This window comes from Mesorhizobium sp. P3_A9 (genome assembly GCF_056402975.1).
Window position 1 is genome coordinate 1 of the sequence record NZ_JBFUGJ010000048.1, and the last position, 20,683, is coordinate 20,683.

Annotated in this window: 25 protein-coding genes; 16 read left to right on the top strand and 9 right to left on the bottom strand. The window is 64.4% G+C overall.

Features of this window, described 5'->3' with window-relative positions; translation table 11 throughout:
• Positions 1 to 204: 204 nt before the first annotated feature.
• Entirely contained in the window at positions 205 to 606 is a 402-nt protein-coding gene (locus AC1DX0_RS10285; RefSeq protein ID WP_477223885.1) for a RidA family protein, read from the bottom strand.
• A gap of 241 nt (positions 607 to 847) precedes the next feature.
• Here AC1DX0_RS10285 and AC1DX0_RS10290 point away from each other — a divergent pair, with 241 nt between their 5' ends.
• Positions 848 to 1,105 (top strand): hypothetical protein, encoded by a 258-nt coding sequence (locus AC1DX0_RS10290; protein WP_477355232.1) that lies wholly within the window; start codon positions 848 to 850, stop codon positions 1,103 to 1,105.
• Positions 1,102 to 1,752 carry a cysteine hydrolase family protein gene (locus tag AC1DX0_RS10295; RefSeq protein ID WP_477223883.1) on the top strand — a complete coding sequence of 217 codons (651 nt, stop codon included), beginning with the start codon at positions 1,102 to 1,104 and terminating at the stop codon, positions 1,750 to 1,752. Before AC1DX0_RS10290 ends, AC1DX0_RS10295 begins: the two co-directional genes overlap by 4 nt.
• Positions 1,753 to 1,760: 8 nt before the next feature.
• Here AC1DX0_RS10295 and AC1DX0_RS10300 read toward each other — a convergent pair whose 3' ends face one another.
• On the bottom strand, positions 1,761 to 2,114 hold the full coding sequence (locus tag AC1DX0_RS10300; protein WP_477223882.1) for a winged helix-turn-helix transcriptional regulator: 354 nt from the start codon (positions 2,112 to 2,114) through the stop codon (positions 1,761 to 1,763).
• 112 nt (positions 2,115 to 2,226) lie between these two features.
• Between AC1DX0_RS10300 and AC1DX0_RS10305 the strand changes: the two genes are divergently transcribed.
• Entirely contained in the window at positions 2,227 to 2,997 is a 771-nt protein-coding gene (locus AC1DX0_RS10305; RefSeq protein WP_477223881.1) for a type 1 glutamine amidotransferase domain-containing protein, read from the top strand.
• 14 nt (positions 2,998 to 3,011) lie between these two features.
• Here AC1DX0_RS10305 and AC1DX0_RS10310 read toward each other — a convergent pair whose 3' ends face one another.
• Complete coding sequence (locus tag AC1DX0_RS10310; protein WP_477355235.1) at positions 3,012 to 4,370, bottom strand: FAD/NAD(P)-binding protein; 1,359 nt, start codon at positions 4,368 to 4,370, stop codon at positions 3,012 to 3,014.
• 25 nt (positions 4,371 to 4,395) lie between these two features.
• Positions 4,396 to 4,845: an RrF2 family transcriptional regulator gene (locus tag AC1DX0_RS10315; protein ID WP_477223879.1), complete on the bottom strand. Its 450-nt coding sequence runs from the start codon at positions 4,843 to 4,845 to the stop codon at positions 4,396 to 4,398.
• A gap of 920 nt (positions 4,846 to 5,765) precedes the next feature.
• Between AC1DX0_RS10315 and tauA the strand changes: the two genes are divergently transcribed.
• From tauA to AC1DX0_RS10355, 8 genes are all read left to right on the top strand, one after another.
• Positions 5,766 to 6,779 (top strand): taurine ABC transporter substrate-binding protein, encoded by a 1,014-nt coding sequence (gene tauA / locus AC1DX0_RS10320; RefSeq protein WP_477355238.1) that lies wholly within the window; start codon positions 5,766 to 5,768, stop codon positions 6,777 to 6,779.
• A 183-nt stretch (positions 6,780 to 6,962) separates the two neighbouring features.
• Positions 6,963 to 7,736 (top strand): taurine ABC transporter ATP-binding protein, encoded by a 774-nt coding sequence (locus AC1DX0_RS10325; RefSeq protein ID WP_477223877.1) that lies wholly within the window; start codon positions 6,963 to 6,965, stop codon positions 7,734 to 7,736.
• Positions 7,733 to 8,593 carry an ABC transporter permease subunit gene (locus tag AC1DX0_RS10330; protein WP_477223876.1) on the top strand — a complete coding sequence of 287 codons (861 nt, stop codon included), beginning with the start codon at positions 7,733 to 7,735 and terminating at the stop codon, positions 8,591 to 8,593. Before AC1DX0_RS10325 ends, AC1DX0_RS10330 begins: the two co-directional genes overlap by 4 nt.
• A 25-nt stretch (positions 8,594 to 8,618) precedes the next feature.
• Positions 8,619 to 8,807 (top strand): hypothetical protein, encoded by a 189-nt coding sequence (locus AC1DX0_RS10335; RefSeq protein ID WP_258588406.1) that lies wholly within the window; start codon positions 8,619 to 8,621, stop codon positions 8,805 to 8,807.
• Positions 8,808 to 9,161: 354 nt separating this feature from the next.
• Entirely contained in the window at positions 9,162 to 10,127 is a 966-nt protein-coding gene (locus AC1DX0_RS10340) for a sulfonate ABC transporter substrate-binding protein (RefSeq protein ID WP_477223875.1), read from the top strand.
• A 71-nt stretch (positions 10,128 to 10,198) separates the two neighbouring features.
• Positions 10,199 to 11,371, top strand: coding sequence for an FMNH2-dependent alkanesulfonate monooxygenase (gene ssuD / locus AC1DX0_RS10345; protein ID WP_477223874.1), 1,173 nt, complete (start codon positions 10,199 to 10,201; stop codon positions 11,369 to 11,371).
• Positions 11,368 to 12,144, top strand: coding sequence for an ABC transporter permease subunit (locus tag AC1DX0_RS10350; RefSeq protein WP_475436973.1), 777 nt, complete (start codon positions 11,368 to 11,370; stop codon positions 12,142 to 12,144). The genes ssuD and AC1DX0_RS10350 overlap by 4 nt, the downstream gene beginning before the upstream one ends.
• 7 nt (positions 12,145 to 12,151) lie before the next feature.
• Positions 12,152 to 12,949, top strand: a complete 798-nt coding sequence (locus AC1DX0_RS10355) for an ATP-binding cassette domain-containing protein (protein ID WP_477223873.1) — start codon at positions 12,152 to 12,154, stop codon at positions 12,947 to 12,949.
• Between the two features lie 294 nt (positions 12,950 to 13,243).
• On the opposite strand, the gene AC1DX0_RS10360 is transcribed toward AC1DX0_RS10355, so the two are convergent.
• On the bottom strand, positions 13,244 to 13,420 hold the full coding sequence (locus AC1DX0_RS10360) for a hypothetical protein (protein WP_475455408.1): 177 nt from the start codon (positions 13,418 to 13,420) through the stop codon (positions 13,244 to 13,246).
• 309 nt (positions 13,421 to 13,729) lie between these two features.
• On the opposite strand from AC1DX0_RS10360, the gene AC1DX0_RS10365 reads away from it, so the two are divergent.
• From AC1DX0_RS10365 to AC1DX0_RS10380, 4 genes are all read left to right on the top strand, one after another.
• Positions 13,730 to 14,098, top strand: coding sequence for a septal ring lytic transglycosylase RlpA family protein (locus tag AC1DX0_RS10365; protein WP_477355241.1), 369 nt, complete (start codon positions 13,730 to 13,732; stop codon positions 14,096 to 14,098).
• A 289-nt stretch (positions 14,099 to 14,387) separates the two neighbouring features.
• Positions 14,388 to 15,665 (top strand): polyhydroxyalkanoate depolymerase, encoded by a 1,278-nt coding sequence (locus AC1DX0_RS10370; RefSeq protein ID WP_477355244.1) that lies wholly within the window; start codon positions 14,388 to 14,390, stop codon positions 15,663 to 15,665.
• 159 nt (positions 15,666 to 15,824) lie between these two features.
• Entirely contained in the window at positions 15,825 to 16,439 is a 615-nt protein-coding gene (locus AC1DX0_RS10375; RefSeq protein ID WP_477223871.1) for a transglutaminase-like cysteine peptidase, read from the top strand.
• Positions 16,440 to 16,837: 398 nt separating this feature from the next.
• Entirely contained in the window at positions 16,838 to 17,083 is a 246-nt protein-coding gene (locus tag AC1DX0_RS10380; protein WP_477223870.1) for a hypothetical protein, read from the top strand.
• Between the two features lie 93 nt (positions 17,084 to 17,176).
• On the opposite strand, the gene AC1DX0_RS10385 is transcribed toward AC1DX0_RS10380, so the two are convergent.
• Genes AC1DX0_RS10385 through AC1DX0_RS10400 form a run of 4 tightly spaced genes read right to left on the bottom strand, consistent with a single transcriptional unit; the run spans position 17,177 to position 19,928 of the window.
• Complete coding sequence (locus AC1DX0_RS10385) at positions 17,177 to 17,545, bottom strand: helix-turn-helix domain-containing protein (RefSeq protein ID WP_095205062.1); 369 nt, start codon at positions 17,543 to 17,545, stop codon at positions 17,177 to 17,179.
• A 25-nt stretch (positions 17,546 to 17,570) separates the two neighbouring features.
• Entirely contained in the window at positions 17,571 to 18,101 is a 531-nt protein-coding gene (locus AC1DX0_RS10390; RefSeq protein ID WP_477223869.1) for a Smr/MutS family protein, read from the bottom strand.
• On the bottom strand, positions 18,098 to 19,198 hold the full coding sequence (gene mltA, locus AC1DX0_RS10395) for a murein transglycosylase A (RefSeq protein ID WP_477223868.1): 1,101 nt from the start codon (positions 19,196 to 19,198) through the stop codon (positions 18,098 to 18,100). The genes AC1DX0_RS10390 and mltA overlap by 4 nt, the downstream gene beginning before the upstream one ends.
• 22 nt (positions 19,199 to 19,220) lie before the next feature.
• Positions 19,221 to 19,928 (bottom strand): Tim44/TimA family putative adaptor protein, encoded by a 708-nt coding sequence (locus AC1DX0_RS10400; protein ID WP_477223867.1) that lies wholly within the window; start codon positions 19,926 to 19,928, stop codon positions 19,221 to 19,223.
• A 217-nt stretch (positions 19,929 to 20,145) separates the two neighbouring features.
• Here AC1DX0_RS10400 and AC1DX0_RS10405 point away from each other — a divergent pair, with 217 nt between their 5' ends.
• Positions 20,146 to 20,646 carry an FxsA family protein gene (locus tag AC1DX0_RS10405; protein WP_477223866.1) on the top strand — a complete coding sequence of 167 codons (501 nt, stop codon included), beginning with the start codon at positions 20,146 to 20,148 and terminating at the stop codon, positions 20,644 to 20,646.
• Positions 20,647 to 20,683: the final 37 nt, after the last annotated feature.

Here is a 20,683-nt window from a genome sequence, read left to right on the forward strand (position 1 = left end):
GCGGGACAATGGACCATCCGAGGGGGTGCTGCCTGGCGCAGCTTTTCCGTGCTCGCTCATATCGAAGCTCCCTGATCAAGCGACCGGCTCGGGGGCAGAGCGGCAGCGTAGCCTCTTTTCCAGCCGTTTGTCGCGGGAAAGAAGATAGAACGTGCCAATCAACTGGCCAGACGGGGAATGAAATTCCAGGAGGTGCTTAGTCCATTATGTCTCAACCGCCGCCTGGCCCTCGATCTCGATCAGGAAATCCGGATTGGCGAGGCCGAGCACGCGTATGCCCGTCACCACCGGTGGCGGCCCGCGATCTGCCCAGAACGCCATCCAGACGCCGAAGGCCGGCCTGATATCGGCGTCGCCGACAATGTAAAGCGACAGGCGGACAAGGTCTTCCGGCCTGGCGCCGCCGGCTTCGAGCACCATCGCTAGATTGGCGAGCGCCTGCCTGGTCTGCGCTGCGATGTCGCCCTTGCCGACGATCTGGCCATTGGCGTCGATGCCATTCTGGCCGCCGATCAGCACGATGCGTGCCGAGGCCGGCAGCGCCACCCCCTGCGAATAGGCCGGGTTGCTGTGCATGCCTTTCGGGTTCAGCCGCTCGATACCCATTTTGTCTCCTCCTCCAAAAAATGCCGCGCCACGAAAGGGCAATCAGTTTCCCCGTTCAACGAACCATCTCGTTCGTTGAAGCCGCCATTTTCATCATGCTAGCCGAACGGGATGCCAGCCGAAACAAGCGGGCCGCGCGATCCTGACATCCCAGGAGGAGACAGCCGATGAAGATCATTGCCTATGACAATTTCAAGCCCGGCGTCACCCTCGACGACCTCAAGCCTTACTGCGCGACGAAGTGTCGAATGTCTGGCGGCTCTGGAAGGCCGGCATCGTGCGCGAAAACTACGCCCGCGCCGATGTCGGCGGCGTCATTATCGTCTYCGAACTCGACAGCGTCGAGGAAGCGCGCCGCTACACCGACGACTTTCCACTGTCCAAGGCCGGGCTGCTGGAGTGGGTTTTCCTGGCCTTCGACTCCGCACCTCTGCCGCTCGAATATCTGTTCGATCCCACTGTCGACATCGCCAAACCCTGGGACCGGACCGCGGCATGATCCGGTCGAGCGAAGGCATCGAGATCCCGACCAACTTGGCCGAATGGTGCGATCCCAACCGCATGGCGCTGGTGGTCTACGACATGCAGGTCGGCATCTGCCGCCAGGTTGCCGGCGCGGCCGACATTGTCGAGCGCACCGGCATCGTGCTTGAAGCCGCGCGCTCGGCCGGCATGCGGGTGGCGTTCACCCGCCACCTCTCCTTGCCGCGCAAATGGATGGGCGCCACCCAGCTGCGCACCGCCATGGCCTGGCAGCGGCGCGACAGCCCCGACGCGGTCGAGCCGTGGTTCTTGCGCGACGCCGAAGCGACCGGGATTGTGCCCGAACTGGCACCGCGCGCTGACGAAGCCGTGTTCGACAAGCTGACCATGTCGGCCTTCGATTCCACGGCGCTTGGCTTCGCGCTCGGCGATTGCGGCGTGCGCACTATTGCCCTTGCCGGCATCGCCATGGAGATCGGTATTGAGCCGACCGTCCGCCAGGCGACCGACAACGGCTTTACGGCTGTCGTGATCAAGGACGCCTGCGGCTTCGGCAACCGCGAAGCGCGCGACCGCTCGATGGCGACGCTGCGCTACCTCGGCGAAGCCGTCATGTCGGATGTCGCGGGCTTTTGCGGTTCGCTTGCCGCCAGCAGGAGATAGACGCTTTGTTAGGCGGCGGCATCAATGTCGGTGCGAAAGCGCACGCCTTCCGCACGGCCGTGCTCGCTGCCCCAGTCGTAGAGCGCCTGCAGCGCTGCGGCGAGATCGTGGCCGCGCCCGGTCAAGGCGTAACGTGCCTTGCCGTCGGGCGACGGCTCGAGCGCGACGAAGCCGATCTCGACGAGATCGGCGAGCCGCTGCGTCAGCATCTTGTCGGACAGCGAGGGGATCAGCCGGCGCAACTCGGAATAGCGCAACGGGCCTTGCTTGATCCGCGCGATGATCACCGTTTTCCACTTGCCGCCGAGCGCGTCGAGCGCGAACTCGACCGGGCAGCCATACAGTCTTCCGCGTTGGGTCATGCACCGATCCTAGGCAAGGCGCCGCCGCGGCGAAAGCGGATTTTGCCCCGCCATATGGCCAGATTGCAGCGCCCGGCTTTGTCGGCGACAGCTTCATAACGGGAGAGCCAAGATGAGTGTCAGGGATGCCAATCCGGTCAATGCACGTCGGCCGAAAAATGTCGCGATCGTCATCGCCAATCCGGCCATTTCGACCACGACCGGCTGGCCGGTCGGCTTCTGGTGGAGCGAGCTGACGCATCCCTGGTTCGCCTTCACCGAACGCGGCTACGCGGTGGAGATCTTTTCGCCCGATGGCGGCAGATGCGAGGCCGACGCGTTGAGCGACCCGCGTGACCCCTCGGGTTACTCCGAGACAGACCTCATCTCGCTCGGCTTCCTGTCGAGCCCGAACCTGGCTGCTCTGGTCGACAACACGCGGCCGGTGGCCGAGATCGATATCGACAGTTTCGACGCCATCGTCGTCGCCGGCGGCCAGGCGCCGATGTTCACTTACGAGAGCGCGACCGACCTGCAACAGACATTCGTCGCCTTCCATGAAGCCGGCAAGGTGGCCGCCGCGCTCTGCCACGGCACCGCGCTGCTGCGCTACGCCAGGCGCGGGGACGGATCCCTGCTCGTCACGGGCAAGACCGTGACCGGTTTCGCCAATGCCGAGGAGGATTTCGCCGACAAGGCGACCTGGGAGATGGGCGCGCTTGAGCGCGGCAAGCACCTGATGCCTTGGCGCATTGAGGATGAGTTGAAGGCAGCAGGCGCCAACTATGTCCAGGCCGGGTTGTGGCGCGGCTTTGCCATACGCGACGGCAATCTGATCACTGGCCAGCAGAATTTTTCCGGCGCCGAGACCGCACGCCTTGTCTGCGAGGCGCTGGGCGGCTGAACGCCAGCCAGCGCCTACCCCAGCAACTGCTTGCTCAGCCGCGCGCACTGGACGCGGATGTCGGGAATGGCGTCGATCTCGAAGAAGGTGCCGCGCGTCAGCGGKCCGACGGCGAGGATCTTKSSCGASACCGWRCCGTCGCYGGCGATGATCTCGCAATTGSCGGWGACGTCGAGGCCGATGCGCAKCGGRTCCGGCCGSGCSAGCCCACGGTCGACCAGAGAGCGCACGACGCTGTTCGACGWGGTCGAAATGTCCCGCACGATTCCGGAGCAATCATAGATGCGGGCGACGTCGAAGGTCTCGAGGCGCTGTGTGTGGCGCGACTGGACCTGGACGGTGAAGTCACCACCTTTCGCGATGTCGACGACGCGGCCGGCGACAAGGCGGATGCGTCCCGATTTCACCGCCTCGGTCACACGCGCATAGACTTCGGGCGGCATGCGATGGCGGTGGATGTCCCACCACGCCTTGGTGTGCTCGACGAAGCGGCGCTTGGCCGAAGCCGGCCAGTTCTGCCAGATCTTCTGGTTGAACGGCCGCAGACCGTCGACCACGTCGCGCCAGTCGACGCCGGCCTTCTGGTTTTCCTTGATCAGGTCGCGGAACCAGCCGACGAAATAGGAGAGCTGGGTGCCGAGCGGGATGTCGGCGACATCGAGCTTGATCGGGTTGCCCTTGCGGTGCGGCGACGGCAGCAGGCCACGCCGGGAAACGGCGACGATCTCGCCCGTGTGGCCGCGCTGTTCCAGCGCCAGGAACGCATCGACCATGCTGAGGCCCGTGCCCAGCACCATCACCCGGCTGTCCGGGGCAAGCTCCGTGTCGGCTTCCGAGCCCATCCGGATTGCACTGCCCTGCGCCGGCTGTTCGTCATGGCCGGTGGCCAGTATGGCCAGATGCGCGACGACGCTGGTGCCGTTGGCAAGCGCCACCTCGACGCCGGACGGGGTCGGCGTGATCGACCGGCTTTCCTCGTGGATCAGGCGAAGCCTGCCGGTCGGCTGCTCCTGCGCTTCGAGGTCGTCCAGCAACTCGCCGAGGTAGCGGGCATAGATGCTGCGCGGCGCGTAGAAGGGCGTCTGCGGCGTTTGCTCCGGGCTAACCAGCCCACGCCCTTGCAGCCAGCGCCAGAAATTGCCGGAATCGTCGGCATAGGCACTCATGCCGGCGGCACTGACATTCAGCACATGCGCCGACAGCAGCGTCGAATAGGCGACGCCTTGTCCGAAATGCGGGCGCCTTTCGATCAGCGTCACGCGCAGATCAGGGTTGGATGATTTCAGCAGGTGCGCGGCCATCACCACGCCGCTGGCGCCGCCGCCGACAATGATGATGGAACTGGGGATAATGGAATTGGCACGCCCGCTCATGCGCGCCTCCGCGGCGTGCGAGGCGTCAGGCCTGGACCTTCACCGTGACCGGCAGGTCGTCGAGGCCGATATCGCGCATCTCGGCAAGGCTGCGCTGATCGAGCACCTCGGCGATCGCCTGCCGGACCTCGAGCATCAGATGTCGGACTTGGCATGTCGCCTCGTTGCAGTCTTCACAGCGCTGATATTGTGTGCGGCTGGCGCAGGGAATTGGCGCCAGCGGCCCATCGAGGACGCGCACGACATGGCCGACCTTGATCTCGTCGGCCGGCCGCGCCAGGCGGTAGCCGCCATCCTTGCCCTTGCGGCTCTGGACAAAACCGGCATTGCGCAACTCGCCGAGAATGGCGTCGAGAAATTTCTTCGGAATATTGTTGCCGGTGGCGATGTCGCCAACGAAAGCGAGCTGCCCGGCCGGTATCTGCGCCAGGTGGACCAGCGCCTTGAGGCCGTACTTGCCTTTTTTGGTGAGCATAGATCCAACGTTTCTCTGTCATGCGATGGCCGGGCCATCCCTGCGAAACGCCTGGCGAGCCTCCCCGCCACGCTCAAGCATCCATGACACATAAATTCTAGTGACATGATATACAAGCCGAGGAACGTTGAATTTGCTTCGTTTTCAAGCCGCTGTAGCCATTTTGTCAGGCCTTTGTGCCATTAAGAGCACAGAAATGCGCGTCGACGGCAACAAGGCGACAAATGGTTTCCGCATGACAGCCGTGTCACGTGCCGACTCACGCGGCGCCGGGAGCCGATGCATGCCGTGAGCGATCATGGTGATGGGGTGCCCTCTCATCGTCGCCTCCAGTTCCCGCATGTCGATAAGGATACTATACTTACCCTCGAACACGCGGAACGGGTTGTCAATTCCGCAACTGTTTGAGGTATGGATTTGCGTGACAATCGCAAAAGCGAAAATTGTTATTTCGTGGGTGATGGCGCCGACGGTTATCGAGTTGCCTGAGCCTCCCAACTTCGTCATCCACGGGCGGAGCAGGAGCGAAGCTCCGTCGCGAAGACCCGAGGATCCATGCCGCGACGTTGATCGAAGAGTGCAGCGGTGAGGAATGAAATCTTGTCCCGTTGCCATCCCTGATCACCGTCGAGACGCTTTGATGTCACGGCATGGATCCTAGGGTCTGCGTGCGTCGCTTCGCTCCTTGCTTCGCCCTAGGATGACGAAGCCGGGGAGGCTCGCGGAGTACCATCCCTGTTCGGTTTGTCATCGGGACGGTGAGGCGGCAGCAGCCGACCTATGCGCTCGGGTGCTCCACCACCGACAGGTTTTTTCCAACAAACCCACCTTCGTTGGAAGGATTTAACTCTACAAGAGCGATAGAATTAGCGGACTATCATAGGGCAATCCGGTTTTCTCTGTTTTCATGGAGCCCTTTGATGTCCACCATTTCGCGACGCATTCTCCTTCTGTCGTCGGCCGCCCTTGCCGGCGCCGCCTTCCTCAGCCCAGCCTTGGCCGATGATCTGAAGATCACCATCGGCTACCAGACGGTGGTCGAGCCCTCCAAAGTGCCGCAGGCCGACGGCGTCTATGAAAAGGCCACCAAGGCCACCATCGACTGGCGCAAATTCGATTCCGGCGCCGACGTCATCGCCGCAGTCGCTTCCGGCTCGGTCGATATCGGCTATGTCGGTTCGAGCCCGCTGGCGGCCGCCGCCAGCCGCGAACTGCCGATCCAGACCATCTTCGTCGTCGGCCTGATCGGGCCGTCCGAGGCGCTGGTCGCCCGCAACGGTGCCGGCATCGAGAAGGTCGCCGACCTCGCCGGCAAGAAGGTGGCGGTGCCCTTCGTCTCGACGACGCATTACAGCCTGCTTGCCGCGCTCAAGCACGAGAATGTCGACCCGAAGTCGGTCCAGATCCTCAATCTCAGGCCGCCGGAAATCGCCGCCGCTTTCGCCCGCGGCGACATCGATGCGGCTTACGTCTGGGATCCGGCGCTCGGCCAGATCAAGACGACAGGCAAGGTGGTACTGGATTCCTCGCAGGTTGCCGCCTGGGGCGCGCCGACCTTCGACGCCTGGATCGTGCGCACCGATTTTGCCGAGAAGAACCCGGAAGCGGTGCGCGACTTCGTCAAGGTGACGGGCGCCGCTTATGCCGAATACCTCGCCAAGCCCGACGCCTGGTCGGTGTCCTCGCCGCAGGCCGGCAAGATCGMCAAGCTCACCGGCGCCAAGCTGGAAGAGGTGCCGGAGCTGTTGAAGGGCTATGTCTTCCCGACGCTCGAAGAGCAGGCCTCCGACAAGTTCCTCGGCGGCGGCACGGTCAAGGCGGTCGCGGCGGCATCCGCCTTCCTCAAGGAGCAGGGCAAGGTCGACGTCGTGCTGCCGGACTATTCGAAATATGTGACATCGAAATACGTCACCGAGGCGCTGGCCTCGAACTGAGCGCCTGACGCCACCTGAACGCGCGGATCTCCTTCCCTGACGCCGCGTGCTGCCTGCCCCGGAACTGCTGACGAGGAGCCTTTCCGGGGCAGTCGGATTATCCATTCGTTTGAGCATGATCTTTTCCGAAAACCGGACGCCACTTTTCGGGATCATGCTCTGGAATCCCTCCTGCGAGGCCTCATGCCGCATCTCGTGCTCGACAAGATATCGATCCATTATGACGGCCAGCCGGCACCGGCCGTCGAGCGGGTGTCGATTGACATTGCCGGGGATGATTTCGTCGTCCTTGTCGGCCGTTCCGGCTGCGGCAAGACCTCGCTGCTCAATGTCGCCGCCGGCCTTGTTACGCCGTCGCGCGGCAGTGCCACGATCAACGGCCAGCCGATCACCGCCCCCGGTTCCGATCGGGCGGTGGTGTTCCAGAACGATGCCTTGTTTCCCTGGCTGACCGCGCGCGAAAACGTCGCCTTCGCGCTCAGGCTGCGCGGTGTCAGGCCAGCCGAGCGGGCGCGGCGCGCCGACGAATTGCTGGACCTGGTCAAGCTCGCCGACGCCGGCGACAAGCGCATCTGGGAGCTGTCCGGCGGCATGCGCCAGCGTGTCGGCCTCGCCCGCGCGCTCGCCGCCGAACCTCAATTCCTGCTGCTCGACGAACCGCTCGGCGCGCTCGACGCGCTGACGCGCGAACGCATGCAGACGACACTGCTGGATCTGTGGACGGCAAGCCATGCCGGCGTGCTGATGGTCACGCACGGCATCGAGGAGGCGCTGGTGCTTGCCACCCGCATCGTCGTGCTGGCACCGGGCCCCGGCCGTGTGGTGCGGACCTTCGAGCCGGGCTTCTCCAGGCGCTACGCCTCGGGCGAAGCCATCCGTACCATCAAGGCCGACCCAGCCTTCGCCGCGGCGCGCGGCGAACTGACCGACGCCATCTTCGAAGGAGAGGCGGCATGACCGTGACGTCCTATACCGAGCGACCGAGCCAGAAGATCGACGAGGTCGATGGTCTGTCCGTGCCATGGTCGCCGGCCACTCCGAAGCGCAAGGGCGTTTCGGCGCGCATGATCAGCGCGGTCACCATCCTGGTGGTTCTGGCGGTATGGGCGTTGTCGGCCCGCCTGCAACTGGTATCGCCGGTGTTCCTGCCTTCGCCTGCCGCCGTCTGGAACAAATTCTTCGTTGTCGCCAATGACGGCTTCGTCGATGCAACCTTGCTGCAGCACGCCGTCGCCAGCCTCGGCCGCGTGTTTGCAGCACTCGTCGCGGCCCTTCTCATCGGCGTGCCGGTGGGTCTTGCCATCGGCATCAGCACCGTCGGGCGCGGCATCTTCGATCCGCTGCTGGAATTCCTGCGGCCGATCCCGCCGCTCGCCTATCTGCCGCTGGTCATCATCTGGTTCGGCATTGGCGAGCCGTCGAAAATCCTGGTGATCGCCATCGCCATGCTGGCGCCGGTGGCGCTGTCGACCGCGTCGGGCGTTCGCGGCGTCTCGCAGGAGCGCATCAACGCCGCGCGCTCACTCGGCGCGACGCGCGCGCAAGTGGTCCGCCACGTCATCCTGCCCAGCGCGCTGCCCTCGATCCTGACCGGACTGCGCATCGCGCTCGGCGCCGGCTGGTCGACGCTGGTCGCGGCCGAACTGGTGGCGGCGACGCGCGGGCTTGGCTTCATGATCCAGTCGGCGGCCCAGTTCCTGGTCACCGATGTGGTGATCATGGGCATTCTGGTGATCGCCGCCATCGCCTTCGTGCTCGAATTCATCATCCGCCGGCTCGAGCGCGTGCTCGTCCCATGGGCGGGGCGCGAGTGATCAACCGCAAGCGCAGGAGAATGAGATGACCCATTCCACCGCCGTGCTGTTTGCCCATTTCGGTGCCTGGCTGCTGGGCCTTGCGTCCGATGACAAAGCGGCGAGGCAGGACAGCCAGCGCTCCCCGGCGCCGGTCCAATTCCAGGCCGGCCGCGACCGCCTGCCGCCACGCGACGAGAGTTTTTACTGGGCCTGGCAATACTGGTCGCAGTGAGGGGCACACCGACACAGCGATAATGACGAGCGTCGCGCTCTGTCGCGCCCCCCTCTGTCCTGCCGGACATCTCCCCCACGAGGGGGGAGATTGGCAGCTTCAGCGCCGCGCTCTCTTCTACAACGTTGGCGATTGGCGAAAACCGCGGTGACAGCCGATCTCCCCCATGTGGGGGAGATGCCCGGTAGGGCAGAGGCGGGCGCTGTCCCGCCAAAGGGAGAAATCGATTCCATCTCTATGCGCTAACTCGCAAAATCATTCCTCTACTAAATTTATAGAACTACCTAACCTGATCCCTCATCCAACCGGCGAGGACATTTTCCCGGCGCCGATCCGCAGCGAAGGAGAGGGATCATGTTCAATCTGACCAAGCGCTTCAATCTAACAAGACGCGTTTTCGGCATCGGCCTTGTCGCCGCGACGGTTGCCCTGTCGTTCGGCGCCTCGGCGCAGGAGCTGAAGCAGCTCAGCATCGGCTATCAGAAGACCAGCCTGCCGGTGATCGCCAAGCAGCAGCAGGTGATCGAGAAGGCGTTTACCGGCGTCACCGTGAAGTGGGTTGAGTTCACCGCTGGCCCGCCGCTGATCGAGGCCCTCAATGTCGGCGCCATCGACGTCGGCTGGACCGGCGACGCGCCGCCGATCTTCGGTCAGTCGGCGGGCGCCAACATCGTCTATGTCGCGGCCCTGCCGTCCAATGGTGACGGCGAGGCGATCTTCGTCAAGCCGGCCTCGCCGGTCCAGTCGGTCGCCGACCTCAAGGGCAAGCGCGTCGGTGTCGGCAAGGGCACCTCCGCGCACAATCTTCTGGTGGCGGCGCTGGAGAAGGCCGGCGTCCCGTTCGATCAGATCACGCCGATCTATCTCAGCCCCGCCGATGCCGCCGCCGCCTTCGCCAGCGACCAGATCGATGCCTGGGCGGTCTGGGATCCGTTCTTCGCCATCGCCGAGACGCGTTACCAGCCGCGCGTGCTGGCCCGCTCCAGCGAGGTGCTCAAGGTCAATACCTATTTCCTCGCCAACAAGGATTTCGCCAAGGCGCATCCAGAGGTCGTGACCACGACCGTCGCCGCTCTCGGCGAGGCGGTGAAATGGGCCGACCAGAATCGCGACAAGGTGGCCGAGGCGCTGCATGAGGTGACCGGCGTGCCGCTCGACGCCCAGATCATCGCCGCCAACCGCAGCAAATTCGGCATCTTTCCGATCACCGACGAGATCATCGCCAGCCAGCAGGCAACCGCCGACCGCTTCTTCAAACTCGGCCTGATTCCGAAGGCGGTCCGCATCTCCGACGCGGTGTGGACCGCGCCAGGCAACTGATTTTTTCCTCGATGGCGCCGGGTGAGAACGCCCGGCGCCATCGCCGTTTGTATTCTCGAAAAGGCCCGCCCATGACCAAGCCAGCCAAGAACACGCCAGAACGGCCGCTCGATTTCTTCTGGTTCATCCCGACGCATGGCGACGGTTCCTATCTTGGTTCCGAACAGCAGCAGCGGCCGCCGGAGTTCGGCTATTTCAAGGAGATCGCCCAGGCGGTCGACCGGCTCGGTTTTCCCGGCGTGCTGCTGCCGACCGGACAGAATTGCGAGGATTCCTGGATCACCGCGACGGGCCTTGCGACGCTCACCGAAAAACTCAAAATCCTGGTGGCGCTCAGGCCCGGCGTGACGTTGCCGACCTTCGCCGCGCGCCAGACCGCGGCGCTCGACCGGTTGAGCAATGGCCGCCTGCTGCTCAATGTCGTGGTCGGCGGCAATCCGACCGAGCTCGCCGGCGACGGCGTCTTCCTGCCGCATGACGAGCGCTACGCGCAGGCGCATGAATTCCTGACCATCTGGCGCGCCCTGGTGTCCGGCGAGCGCGTCAATTTCGACGGCAAATACTACCGCGTCGAGAATGGCCGCCTCGATCTTTTGCCGAGCCAGGAACGGCCGCCGCTCTATTTCGGCGGCTCGTCCGACGCCGGGCAGGATCTCGCCGCCGACCTCGTCGACATGTACCTGACCTGGGGCGAACCGCCGGCCCAAGTCGCCGAGAAGCTCGCTTCAGCGCGCAAAAAGGCAGCGCTGCGCGGCAGGAAACTGCGTTTCGCCATCCGGCTGCATTTCATCGTTCGCGAGACCGAGGACGAAGCCTGGCGCGCCGCCGACCGGCTGATCAGCCATGTCACCGACGCGCAGATCGAGAATGCCCAGGCCCGCTTCCTCAACCAGATGGATTCGGTCGGCCAGCGCCGCATGGCCGAACTGCATGGCGGCCGCCGCGACAAGCTCGTCGTCGCGCCCAATCTGTGGGCCGGCGTCGGCCTGGTGCGCGGCGGCGCCGGCACCGCACTGCTCGGCACGCCGGAGCAGATCGTCGAACGCATCCGCGAATACCAGGCGATCGGCATCGATACCATCATCGGTTCGGGCTACCCGCATCTCGAGGAAGCCTACCGCGTCGCCGAGCTGTTGTTCCCGCTCCTCGGGCTCGGCACCAGGCGGCAGCGGGCGCATGAGAACATCGCCAATGAATTCTCGGTCGGCTTCCATGGTGCCGCCCGCCTGCAGGCCTCGTCATGAGCTTTTCCGCGCGCCTCCACGCCAACGCCATCGGCTGGGTGCTGCCGGTCCTGGTCATCGCCGGCTGGGAGATTGCCAGCCGCGCCGGTGTCATGCCGGCCAATGTGCTGCCGGCGCCAAGCGCGGTCGCCGAGGCCTTCTGGCGGCTGACGCTTTCGGGCGAATTGATCCGCAACATCGGTGTTTCCACGGCGCGCGCCCTTGCCGGCTTTGCCGTCGGCGGTTCGATCGGCTTCGCGCTCGGCCTCGCCAACGGCCTGTCGCGGCTCAGCCGCGGCCTGACCGACACCACGCTGCAGATGATCCGCAACATCCCGCATCTGGCGCTGATCCCGCTCGTCATCCTCTGGTTCGGCATCGACGAGGAAGCAAAACTCTTCCTGGTGGCGCTCGGCGTGTTCTTTCCGATCTACGTCAACACGCTGCTCGGCATCCAGAGCGTCGATCCGCAACTGGTCGAGATGGGCCGCGTCTACGGCATGGACCGGCGCGCGCTGTTCTTCCGCGTCATCCTGCCCGGCGCGCTGCCGGCGATCTTCGTCGGCCTGCGCTACGCCTTGGGCATCATGTGGCTGACGCTGATCGTCGCCGAGACCATCTCGGCCAGTTCCGGCCTCGGCTACATGGCCATGCAGGCGCGCGAATTCCTGCTGATCGATGTCGTCGTGCTGTCGATCCTGATCTACGCGCTGCTCGGCAAGCTCGCCGACAGTCTCGCCCGCCTGCTCGAGCGGCTGTCGCTCGGCTGGCATCCCGCCTTCCAGAACGGATGAGTCTTCGATGCCAGCCGCCAGCCTGACCTCCGTCCGCTCCTTCGTTGCCGCTCCGGCGCCGGCGCGCCCGGCGATATCGGTCGAAGGCCGGCGTGCCTTCGCCTTCAAGGGCGTTGAAAAACGCTTCGGCGACAAGACCGTGCTTGACGGCATCGACCTCGACGTGCCGGCTGGGCAGTTCGTTGCCGTCATCGGCAAGAGCGGCTGCGGCAAGAGCACACTGCTCAGGCTGCTCGCTGGGCTCGACCGGCCGACATCGGGATCGCTGACGCTGGGCGCCGAGGAAGAAGGCCACAGCCGCACTCGCTTCATGTTCCAGGAGCCGCGCCTGCTGCCCTGGGCCAGCGTGGTCAGAAATGTCGAGGTCGGGCTGACCGGCATCGCTTCCGGCACGGACTCAAGGCAACGCGCGCTCGACATTCTGGGTGAGGTCGGCCTCGCCGATCGCGCCGATGAATGGCCCTCGGTGCTGTCCGGTGGCCAAAAACAGCGCGTGGCGCTGGCCCGGGCGCTGGTCGGCCAGCCGCAGATCCTGGCGCTCGACGAGCCGCTCGGCGCGCTCGACGCGCTGACCCGCATCGAAATGCAGCAATTGCTGGAACGCATCTGGCTCGCCCAGAAATTCACCGCCGTGCTGGTCACCCATGATGTCGCCGAGGCCGTCGCGCTCGCCGACCGGGTGGTGGTGATCAGCGAAGGCAAGATCGCGCTCGACCTGGAGGTGCCGGTAGCCCGGCCGCGCCGGCGCGGCTCCGCCGAGCTCGCCCGCCTCGAAGGCATGATTCTGGACCAGCTGTTCGGTTAGGGTTGTTGGGGGCAAGGCTTTCTGTCCGAACCGGATAGATAGGTAACGGAATCGACCGGGTAGCATGGGTGACTATTTTCTTGCTCGCCGGGCTATTGCTGTCTTGCGGCGGCACATTTGAGGACCGCCTTCCCCCACTCCGTCGCTGCTTCGCGGCGCCACCTCTCCCCCCTCCGGAGGGAGAGGAAGGGCGCTAATCTCGGTTAAGCTCGCGCCTTTCCTCTCCCTCGTCGATCGGGGGAGAGGTGTCGAGCGAAGCTCGACGGAGTGGGGGTCGACCTTTCAGCGCCGCCCCTACCGGTTCGCCCACACCAGTCCGGCCAAGCCGACCAACATCGCGACCAGACCAATATAGAGCCATTGCGACTGGCCGGTCATGAAACTGCCGCCGACCACGCCGATGCCTTGCAGCGACCACACCGCGCCGATAGCCAGCACAATCAAGGCCAGAAGATTTTTGGTCAGTCTCATTGACGGATCTCGCTTTTCAAGTCGATCGTTTGCGGCGGTACCGGCGTGATGAAAGAGCCAAAGGAATTGGCTCAATCACGCCGAATTCTACTTGGATATTAATCCGATATCTTGTCAAAGCGATCTCGGATATCGGCCCGAAGATCATCGAGAATTGATCAAATCTCGCCAAGAAATCCCTAACAGACTGTTACCCGCTGACTCCAAACGTGTGATCTCGCCACGGAACGGACAGATGCTTGCCGCATTTCCTGCCTTATTCGCCACCTAACGGCTGGGGTCTGTCAAAAACGGAGCCACCCCCTAAAGATGAAGAACCTAAACCAGACCGCGCTTGTCGCGGTAACGATCGCTGCTGGCCTGATGGTCGGCGCCTCTGCTACCTCGGCAACCGCTGCCGCCGGCCAGTGCGGCCGCGCCTCCTGGTACGCGCTGCACTCGAAGACCGCATCGGGCGAGCGCATGAACCCTTCGGCGATGACCGCCGCCCACCGCACACTGCCGTTCGGCACCAARYTSMRGGTCACCAAYCAGMACAATGGCMRMAGCGTCRTCGTGCGCATCAACGATCGYGGCCCGTTCATCARGGGTCGCATGCTCGATYTGTCGAAGGGCGCCGCCRGCCAGCTCGGCTTYATCAGCTCCGGCCAGACCGCTGTCTGCGTGGCGCGGGTCTGATGTAGTCTTTTCCTTGGACCATGATCTCTTCCGAAAACCGGAACCACTTTTCGGGATCATGGTCTGGTGTCCGCCACCAGGGCCGGACACATTTCCTACACATTTCGGCACTGCACATTGAGCCGGCTCGGCCATTCCAGGCGGATTTGCAAGCCTTTGGACGAAAGAACCATTGGTCACGCAACGTGACGTATTGCGTCGCAGCAATTAGTTGTTAACTTCGCCGCGAGACATTTGAGGCTCGGCGCTGCTCGTCGTCCCTTCGGTCGAGGCAGCAGCGGGGTTCTTAATGTTCTACCAGCTCTACGAAATGAACCACGCTGCCTTGCAGCCTGCGCGCCTCTACGCCGATGCGGTGCGGATGTTCTACTCGAACCCGCTCAATCCGATCTCGCACACCCCCTGGGGCCGTTCGATCGCGGCGGGCGCCGAACTGTTCGAACGCACCACGCGCCGCTATGGCAAGCCCGCCTTCGGCCTCGACAAGACCGTCGTCGACTGGAAGAGCGTCGCGGTCACCGAAAAGACCGTCTGGTCGAAGCCATTCTGCAATCTCGTCCGCTTCGAGCGCGCTGTCCCTGCTGGCCGCAAGCCGGATCCGAAGCTTCTGATCGTGGCGCCGATGTCGGGCCACTATGCCACGCTGCTGCGCGGCACGGTGGAAGCCATGCTGCCCTATGCCGATGTCCACATCACCGACTGGGTCGATGCCCGCATGGTGCCGCTGGCCGACGGCAGCTTCGATCTCGACGACTATATCGACTACATCATCGACATGTTCCATGCGCTCGGGCCCGACACCCATGTGATGGCGGTGTGCCAGCCTTCCGTGCCGGTTCTGGCGGCGGTGGCGCTGATGGAGGCGAAGGGCGACCCTTTCGTGCCGTCGACGATGACCCTGATGGGCGGCCCGATCGACACCCGCCGCAATCCGACSGCGGTCAATCTGCTGGCCRAGGAAAARGGCATCGACTGGTTCSSCGACAAYGTCATCATGMACGCGCCCTGGCCGGTGCCCGGYTTCGGCCGCGAGGTCTATCCGGGCTTCCTGCAGCTATCCGGCTTCATGAGCATGAACCTCGACCGCCACATCATCGCCCACAAGGACTTCTTCATGCATCTTGTGAAGCATGATGGCGACAATGCCGAGAAGCACCGCGACTTCTATGACGAGTATCTGGCGGTCATGGACCTGACGGCGGAGTTCTACCTGCAGACCGTCGACACCGTCTTTGTCCGCCAGGCCTTGCCCAAGGGCGAGATGACGCATCGCGGCACGAAGATCGATCCCTCGGTTATTCGCAACGTCGCTCTGTTCACCGTCGAGGGCGAGAACGACGACATATCGGGCCTTGGCCAGACCAAGGCGGCGCAGGATCTGTGCGTCAACATTCCGGCGGACAAGAAGGCGCACTACATGCAGCCGGCGGTCGGCCATTACGGCGTCTTCAACGGCTCGCGCTTCCGCTCCGAGATCGTGCCGCGCATCGTCGACTTCATCACCAGCTATGGCCGCCAGAACCGCGTCGCGGTGAAGCCAAGGCTGGTCCGCACCGCCAAGCGCTAAGTAATTCCGCTGCAAAATCGGCCTTCGGGCCGATTCTGTTGCACAATAGACGCTGTCCCTCCCCGCGGGTAACCATGCTGCAAATCAGGCCGTCGCCGTAATTGACACGGACTGTCAATCGCCCTTAACGTTTCGTTAACAACAGGGTGGGCGGGGACAATGAATTCCTCAACAATGGCGAGAAGGTTGCGCTTGTGCGCGGCTGCGGCCGGTCTGGCCGCCACGGGAAGCTGGCCGGCAATGGCAGCCGGAGCGATGGCGACCGGGGGCATCACCTCGCAGCCGATCGGCCACTATGATTTCTGCAAGCTGCACCCCGGCGAGTGCTCGATCCGTCCGAGCAATCTGGCACCGGCCAGGATGACCAATGGGCTGATGAGCAAGCTCGCCGGCGTTACCGCCAGGGTCAACGCCGCCGTCAAGCCGATGAGCGACATGGACATCTACGGCAAGGACGAGGTCTGGGCCTATCCCGACAAGGGCGTCGGCGATTGCGAGGACTATGTGCTGGAAAAGCGCCGCCGGCTGTCCCACATGGGCATCTCGCTTGCCGATCTTCTCATCACCGTGGTGCGCAAGCCCGACGGCGAAGGCCATTCCGTGCTGACGGTGCGCACCGACAAGGGCGACTACGTGCTCGACAATCTGACCGACAAGGTCAAGGCCTGGGACCAGACCGGCTACCGCTTCCTCAAGCGGCAGGCGATCGACAACACCGGCCGCTGGGTCTCGATCCGCGGCGGCCAGCAGGTTCTGGTGGGGTCGGTGGAATAGGGGACTGGGGCTGCGGCCCAGTTCGAGCGGCCGCACCCGTCGCTTCGTCATCCTAGGGCGGAGCAGCCGCAAAGCGGCGTCGCGGAGACCCTGGGATCCATGCCGTGACCCCAACACAGAACACGGCGGCCCAGGAACGGGCGTCGTCTTCATCCGAGCATCGTTAGATTTTGCACCGCTGCGGCGCTCGCAAGTCGCGGCATGGATCCTCGGGTCTGCGCGTCCGCTTCGCTCCCGCTCCGCCCGTGGATGACGAAGGCGAGAAGGTCCTCCGCCTTCGAGGCACCGTGCCCATCGGCAGCCGTCCCGAAAATTTTCTCCACCTCTCCATGAACCATTTCCGTTCGCCCGGCGACACACAGCCGTGAATGACGAAAACCCAACCATGGAGACTTCAAATGACTGCTTTCCTGCGCAACACCCTTCTCGCCGTCGCTGCCGTATCGGCCCTGGGCGGATCCGCTATGGCCGACCAGACGGTCAGCTGCGTCCACACCAACCTCAATGACCTTTGGGCTGGCCGTTGTTGCGGCACTGTCGGCGCCTCGGACTGCCTGGGCGGTGGCAACGGTGGCCACGGCGACCAGGGCCGCCCGGGCACCAACGGCGGCAACCCCAATGGCGGCACCGCCGGCAAGTATTGATCTCGCCACAGCTGCCCGCTGGCGGTTCGCCGGCGGGCACTGTTTTGCGATCAGGCAGACATCCGGCCGTCGCAACAACCGGGCAAAAACCAGTTACTTCAGCCGGCCCAGCGCCGCGCGGATCGAGGCGGTGATGCGGCGCAGTTCCGCCTCGTCCAGCTTTTCGATGTTCTCGGCCAGAAGATTGGCCAACTCGGTGGCGGCGGGATTAAGACCCGACGTATCGAGTTTTACGCGTGGATGCGAGGCTTCGGCCAGCCGCGCCAATTCCTCGGCATCGTCCCAGATAATGTTGAAATAGCCGATGATCTTCTGGATCAGCGTCCAGGTCGGCGCGCCGCGCCTGCCATGCTCGAGCGCCGAGAGATAGGCGGCGCTGACGCCGATTGCCGCCGCCATGTCCTTCTGGCTGACGCCGCGCTCGGCTCGCAGCGCCCGCAGCCGTTCGCCGAACGGCGTCATGCGCCCCGCCTCCCAGCGTCAGCCCTCATGCGCGCAGCCGCCGCAGCCTGATATAGAGCGCGCCCGAGCCGCCATGGTTGCGGGCGGCATGGTCGTGGCTGGAGACCAGCGGCCGGAACGCCGGCGTCGACAGCCAGGCCGGCACGGCGCGCCGCAGCACGCCATCACCGCCGGAGGACGACCCCTTGCCGGTGATGACCAGCACATAGCGGATGCCGCCGGCATGCGCCCGGTGCAGGAACGAGAACAGCAGCGAATAGGCCTCGTCCTGCGTCATCCCATGCAGATCGACGCGGCCTTCGATCGGCAGCCGGCCCTTCGACAATTTGTCCAGCGTCGGCTCGTCGAGCCGGTGCGTGACATGCTGGACCTTCGGCTTTGCCGCACCCGGCGCATTCGCGGCGGGCTGGGCCGTCTGCGGCGCCGTCGGTTTGGCCTCGATGGCCAGGTCGGGGATGTCGACAGAAATCCGGCCTTTGAGCGGCTTGGCCGTGCGCGCCACCAGGTTCCACAGCACCCGGTCGTCTTCGCTGAGTTTATCGGGACGCTTACTCATTTTGCGCCCCCGGCCAGCGCGCGTGGCACCAGCGCGTAGAAGTCGGCGGCATTGCGCACCACGCCGGCGATCTCGCCGGCCGCATCGCCCGAGCCGGCGAACAGATCGCCGCGGGCCGGCCCGGTGATGGCCGAGCCGGTGTCCTGCGCGATCATCAGCCGCCGGAACGGGTTTTTGTCGAAAGCGGTCAATGTCGGCGCGTCGATGTAGAAAGGCGTGCCGAAAGTGTGCAGCAGCCGGTCGACGGCGACCGAGCGGCCCGGCGTCAGCGGCACCTTGGCGGCCGCGATCGGACCAAGGGCGGCATCCTCGACATCAGCCTCGCGGAAGAAGATATAGGAGCGGTTCTGCCACAGGATCTCGTCGACGCGGTTCGGATGCGCCTTGAACCAGGCGCGGATCGACTGCATCGTCACTTCGGCGAGCGGGATTTCGCCCAGCTCACTCAGCACCTTGCCCGGCCCCGTGAAACGCTGGCCGGACTTGGCGGCGTAGGTGACGCGGGGAAGCCGGCCGTCGGTCATGGCGAGCCGCGCCGCCCCTTGCACATGGACGAAGAAGGCGTCGACCTTGTCGGCCAGCCAGGCGATCTCCAACCCTTGGCCCCCAAGCGCGCCACGCTCGATCGCGCCCCGGTCGAAATACTCAGCCAGTCCGTTGGCGGTCCGGCGCGCGAAGGCCAGGTAAGAATCCATCCCCTTCGGCCGGTTGGCGTCATCGACATCGACGAGATCGGTCGGCCGCGACAAAAGCGGCACGGCAAAACGCTCGGTCCGCACCGGCGACGCCTCGACCTGCGGCTCGTAGAAGCCGGTGACCAGCCCGGCACCGGTTTCGGCGCGGACCAGCATGGGGACAAAATGGCGTTGGAAGAAGGCGCGGGCTTCTGACCGGTCGGCGGGAGAAGCCTCGCGCGCTTGCGCATAGGCTTCGGCAAAGGCGCTGAAATCGACGCCGAGCGCACCGCTGCGATAGGGTTTTACCAGGATATGGAAAGCGGAACGGCGAAAAGCCTCGAAGGCCGGCAGATGGTCATCGTCGCCCCAGCCGGGGAGATCATCGAAAGACTTTGCCAAAAAGAGAGGCGATAGCGACACCGGAGCCCCGCTCTGCCTGGGCTCAGTCTTCTTCTTCGGTGGCGACGAGCTTCCAGTTCGGATCGCGCGAGCGTGTGTCGCGGGCGAAGGTCCAGACATCCTTGACCTCGGCCACGGTTTCTGGATCGCCGTCGATGACGGCGCCGGCCTTGTCGCGAGTCGCCGAAATCAGCTCGCTGATGATGCGCAGCGTGACATGCGCCTCGCCGCCCTTCATCTCGGCCGAGACGATATCGGCCTTGTCGATGCCGACGAAGGAGGACTGGATCTTTTCCGCCTTGGCCTCGCGTTCGCCGATGGCGGCGACGAAACCGTCGAAAACCTCGCGCGACAACAGGTTCTTCAGCGTTTTGCGGTCGCCGTCGGCATAGGCCATGACGATCATCTCATAGGCCATCTTGGCGCCGTCGACGAAACCCTTCGGCTCGAAGGACGGATCATTGTCCTTGATCGTGCGCAGACCCTTGTTAAGGTCGGTGTCCGGCTTGGCGAAGGCGTCGATCGCCGTATAGGCGTCGGCCGGCGCCGGCTCGCCCGGCAGCCGCTTGCGCGGCAGCGAAACGACATTCTCGGGCTTCTGGGTGGCGTCCTTGTCGGTGCGGGTCGCGGTATAGGGATCGAAGGGCGGCCGCTCGCTACCGGTCCGACGGCCCAGCACGTTGCGCAGCTGGAAGAAGATCACCACCGCCGCGATCAGGAAGAAAATCGTGCCGAAGTCGAAGAATCCCATATCTTCCGCCAATCAATCCCTGCCTCGAGGCCGGACCATCCAGCCAACAGGCCGCGGTCGCATAGCGTTCAACATTCAAAGCATATAGAACGCAAGGTGCAATCATTCAAATCAAAGGCAGGCATACCTATCTAACAGCCTCAGTGCCAGCGGCGATTGGCTGCCGACGGGCAAAACATCCAAACGACCAACACATTCGAAAAAAGATTGGCAAGACTTGCGCATTTCGCTGCTTCCCCTTTTTCTTCTCGCCCTTCCGCTGCTGGAAATCGCCGGTTTCGTCATCGTCGGCCGTGAGGTCGGCGCGCTGGCGACGGTCGGCCTGGTGCTGGCGTCGAGCATTGCCGGCGTGCTTGTACTCCGGTACCAGGGTTTTGGCGTCATGGCGCGGGTGCGCGCCGAGATGGCTGCCGGCCACGATCCCAGCCGCCATCTTGCCCACGGCGCCATGATCGTGGTCGCCGCGATCCTGCTGATCATCCCCGGCTTCATCACGGATATTATCGGCCTGCTGCTGTTCCTGCCGCCGGTGCGCGACCTCGCCTGGCGCCGGTTCAAGGGCCGCATCGTCGTCGCCACCGATTTCTCGGCCGGCGGTTTTCGCGGCCGCCAGCGCGACAAGGTCATCGACCTCGACGACGGCGACTATTCGCGCTCGGACGATTTCAAGCGCGGACCGGATCACAACTCGCCGTGGCGGCGTCTGAAGGATGATTAGGTCCTGAACGGGGCGCGCCGGCTGCCCAGCCTTGCAG

Coding starts and splice junctions, on each gene's coding strand:
- AC1DX0_RS10285 (WP_477223885.1), bottom strand. CDS start 606: ATGGGTATCGAGCGGCTGAACCCGAAAGGCATGCACAGCAACCCGGCC.
- AC1DX0_RS10295 (WP_477223883.1), top strand. CDS start 1,102: ATGATCCGGTCGAGCGAAGGCATCGAGATCCCGACCAACTTGGCCGAA.
- AC1DX0_RS10300 (WP_477223882.1), bottom strand. CDS start 2,114: ATGACCCAACGCGGAAGACTGTATGGCTGCCCGGTCGAGTTCGCGCTC.
- AC1DX0_RS10305 (WP_477223881.1), top strand. CDS start 2,227: ATGAGTGTCAGGGATGCCAATCCGGTCAATGCACGTCGGCCGAAAAAT.
- AC1DX0_RS10315 (WP_477223879.1), bottom strand. CDS start 4,845: ATGCTCACCAAAAAAGGCAAGTACGGCCTCAAGGCGCTGGTCCACCTG.
- AC1DX0_RS10325 (WP_477223877.1), top strand. CDS start 6,963: ATGCCGCATCTCGTGCTCGACAAGATATCGATCCATTATGACGGCCAG.
- AC1DX0_RS10330 (WP_477223876.1), top strand. CDS start 7,733: ATGACCGTGACGTCCTATACCGAGCGACCGAGCCAGAAGATCGACGAG.
- AC1DX0_RS10335 (WP_258588406.1), top strand. CDS start 8,619: ATGACCCATTCCACCGCCGTGCTGTTTGCCCATTTCGGTGCCTGGCTG.
- AC1DX0_RS10340 (WP_477223875.1), top strand. CDS start 9,162: ATGTTCAATCTGACCAAGCGCTTCAATCTAACAAGACGCGTTTTCGGC.
- ssuD (WP_477223874.1), top strand. CDS start 10,199: ATGACCAAGCCAGCCAAGAACACGCCAGAACGGCCGCTCGATTTCTTC.
- AC1DX0_RS10350 (WP_475436973.1), top strand. CDS start 11,368: ATGAGCTTTTCCGCGCGCCTCCACGCCAACGCCATCGGCTGGGTGCTG.
- AC1DX0_RS10355 (WP_477223873.1), top strand. CDS start 12,152: ATGCCAGCCGCCAGCCTGACCTCCGTCCGCTCCTTCGTTGCCGCTCCG.
- AC1DX0_RS10360 (WP_475455408.1), bottom strand. CDS start 13,420: ATGAGACTGACCAAAAATCTTCTGGCCTTGATTGTGCTGGCTATCGGC.
- AC1DX0_RS10375 (WP_477223871.1), top strand. CDS start 15,825: ATGAATTCCTCAACAATGGCGAGAAGGTTGCGCTTGTGCGCGGCTGCG.
- AC1DX0_RS10380 (WP_477223870.1), top strand. CDS start 16,838: ATGACTGCTTTCCTGCGCAACACCCTTCTCGCCGTCGCTGCCGTATCG.
- AC1DX0_RS10385 (WP_095205062.1), bottom strand. CDS start 17,545: ATGACGCCGTTCGGCGAACGGCTGCGGGCGCTGCGAGCCGAGCGCGGC.
- AC1DX0_RS10390 (WP_477223869.1), bottom strand. CDS start 18,101: ATGAGTAAGCGTCCCGATAAACTCAGCGAAGACGACCGGGTGCTGTGG.
- AC1DX0_RS10400 (WP_477223867.1), bottom strand. CDS start 19,928: ATGGGATTCTTCGACTTCGGCACGATTTTCTTCCTGATCGCGGCGGTG.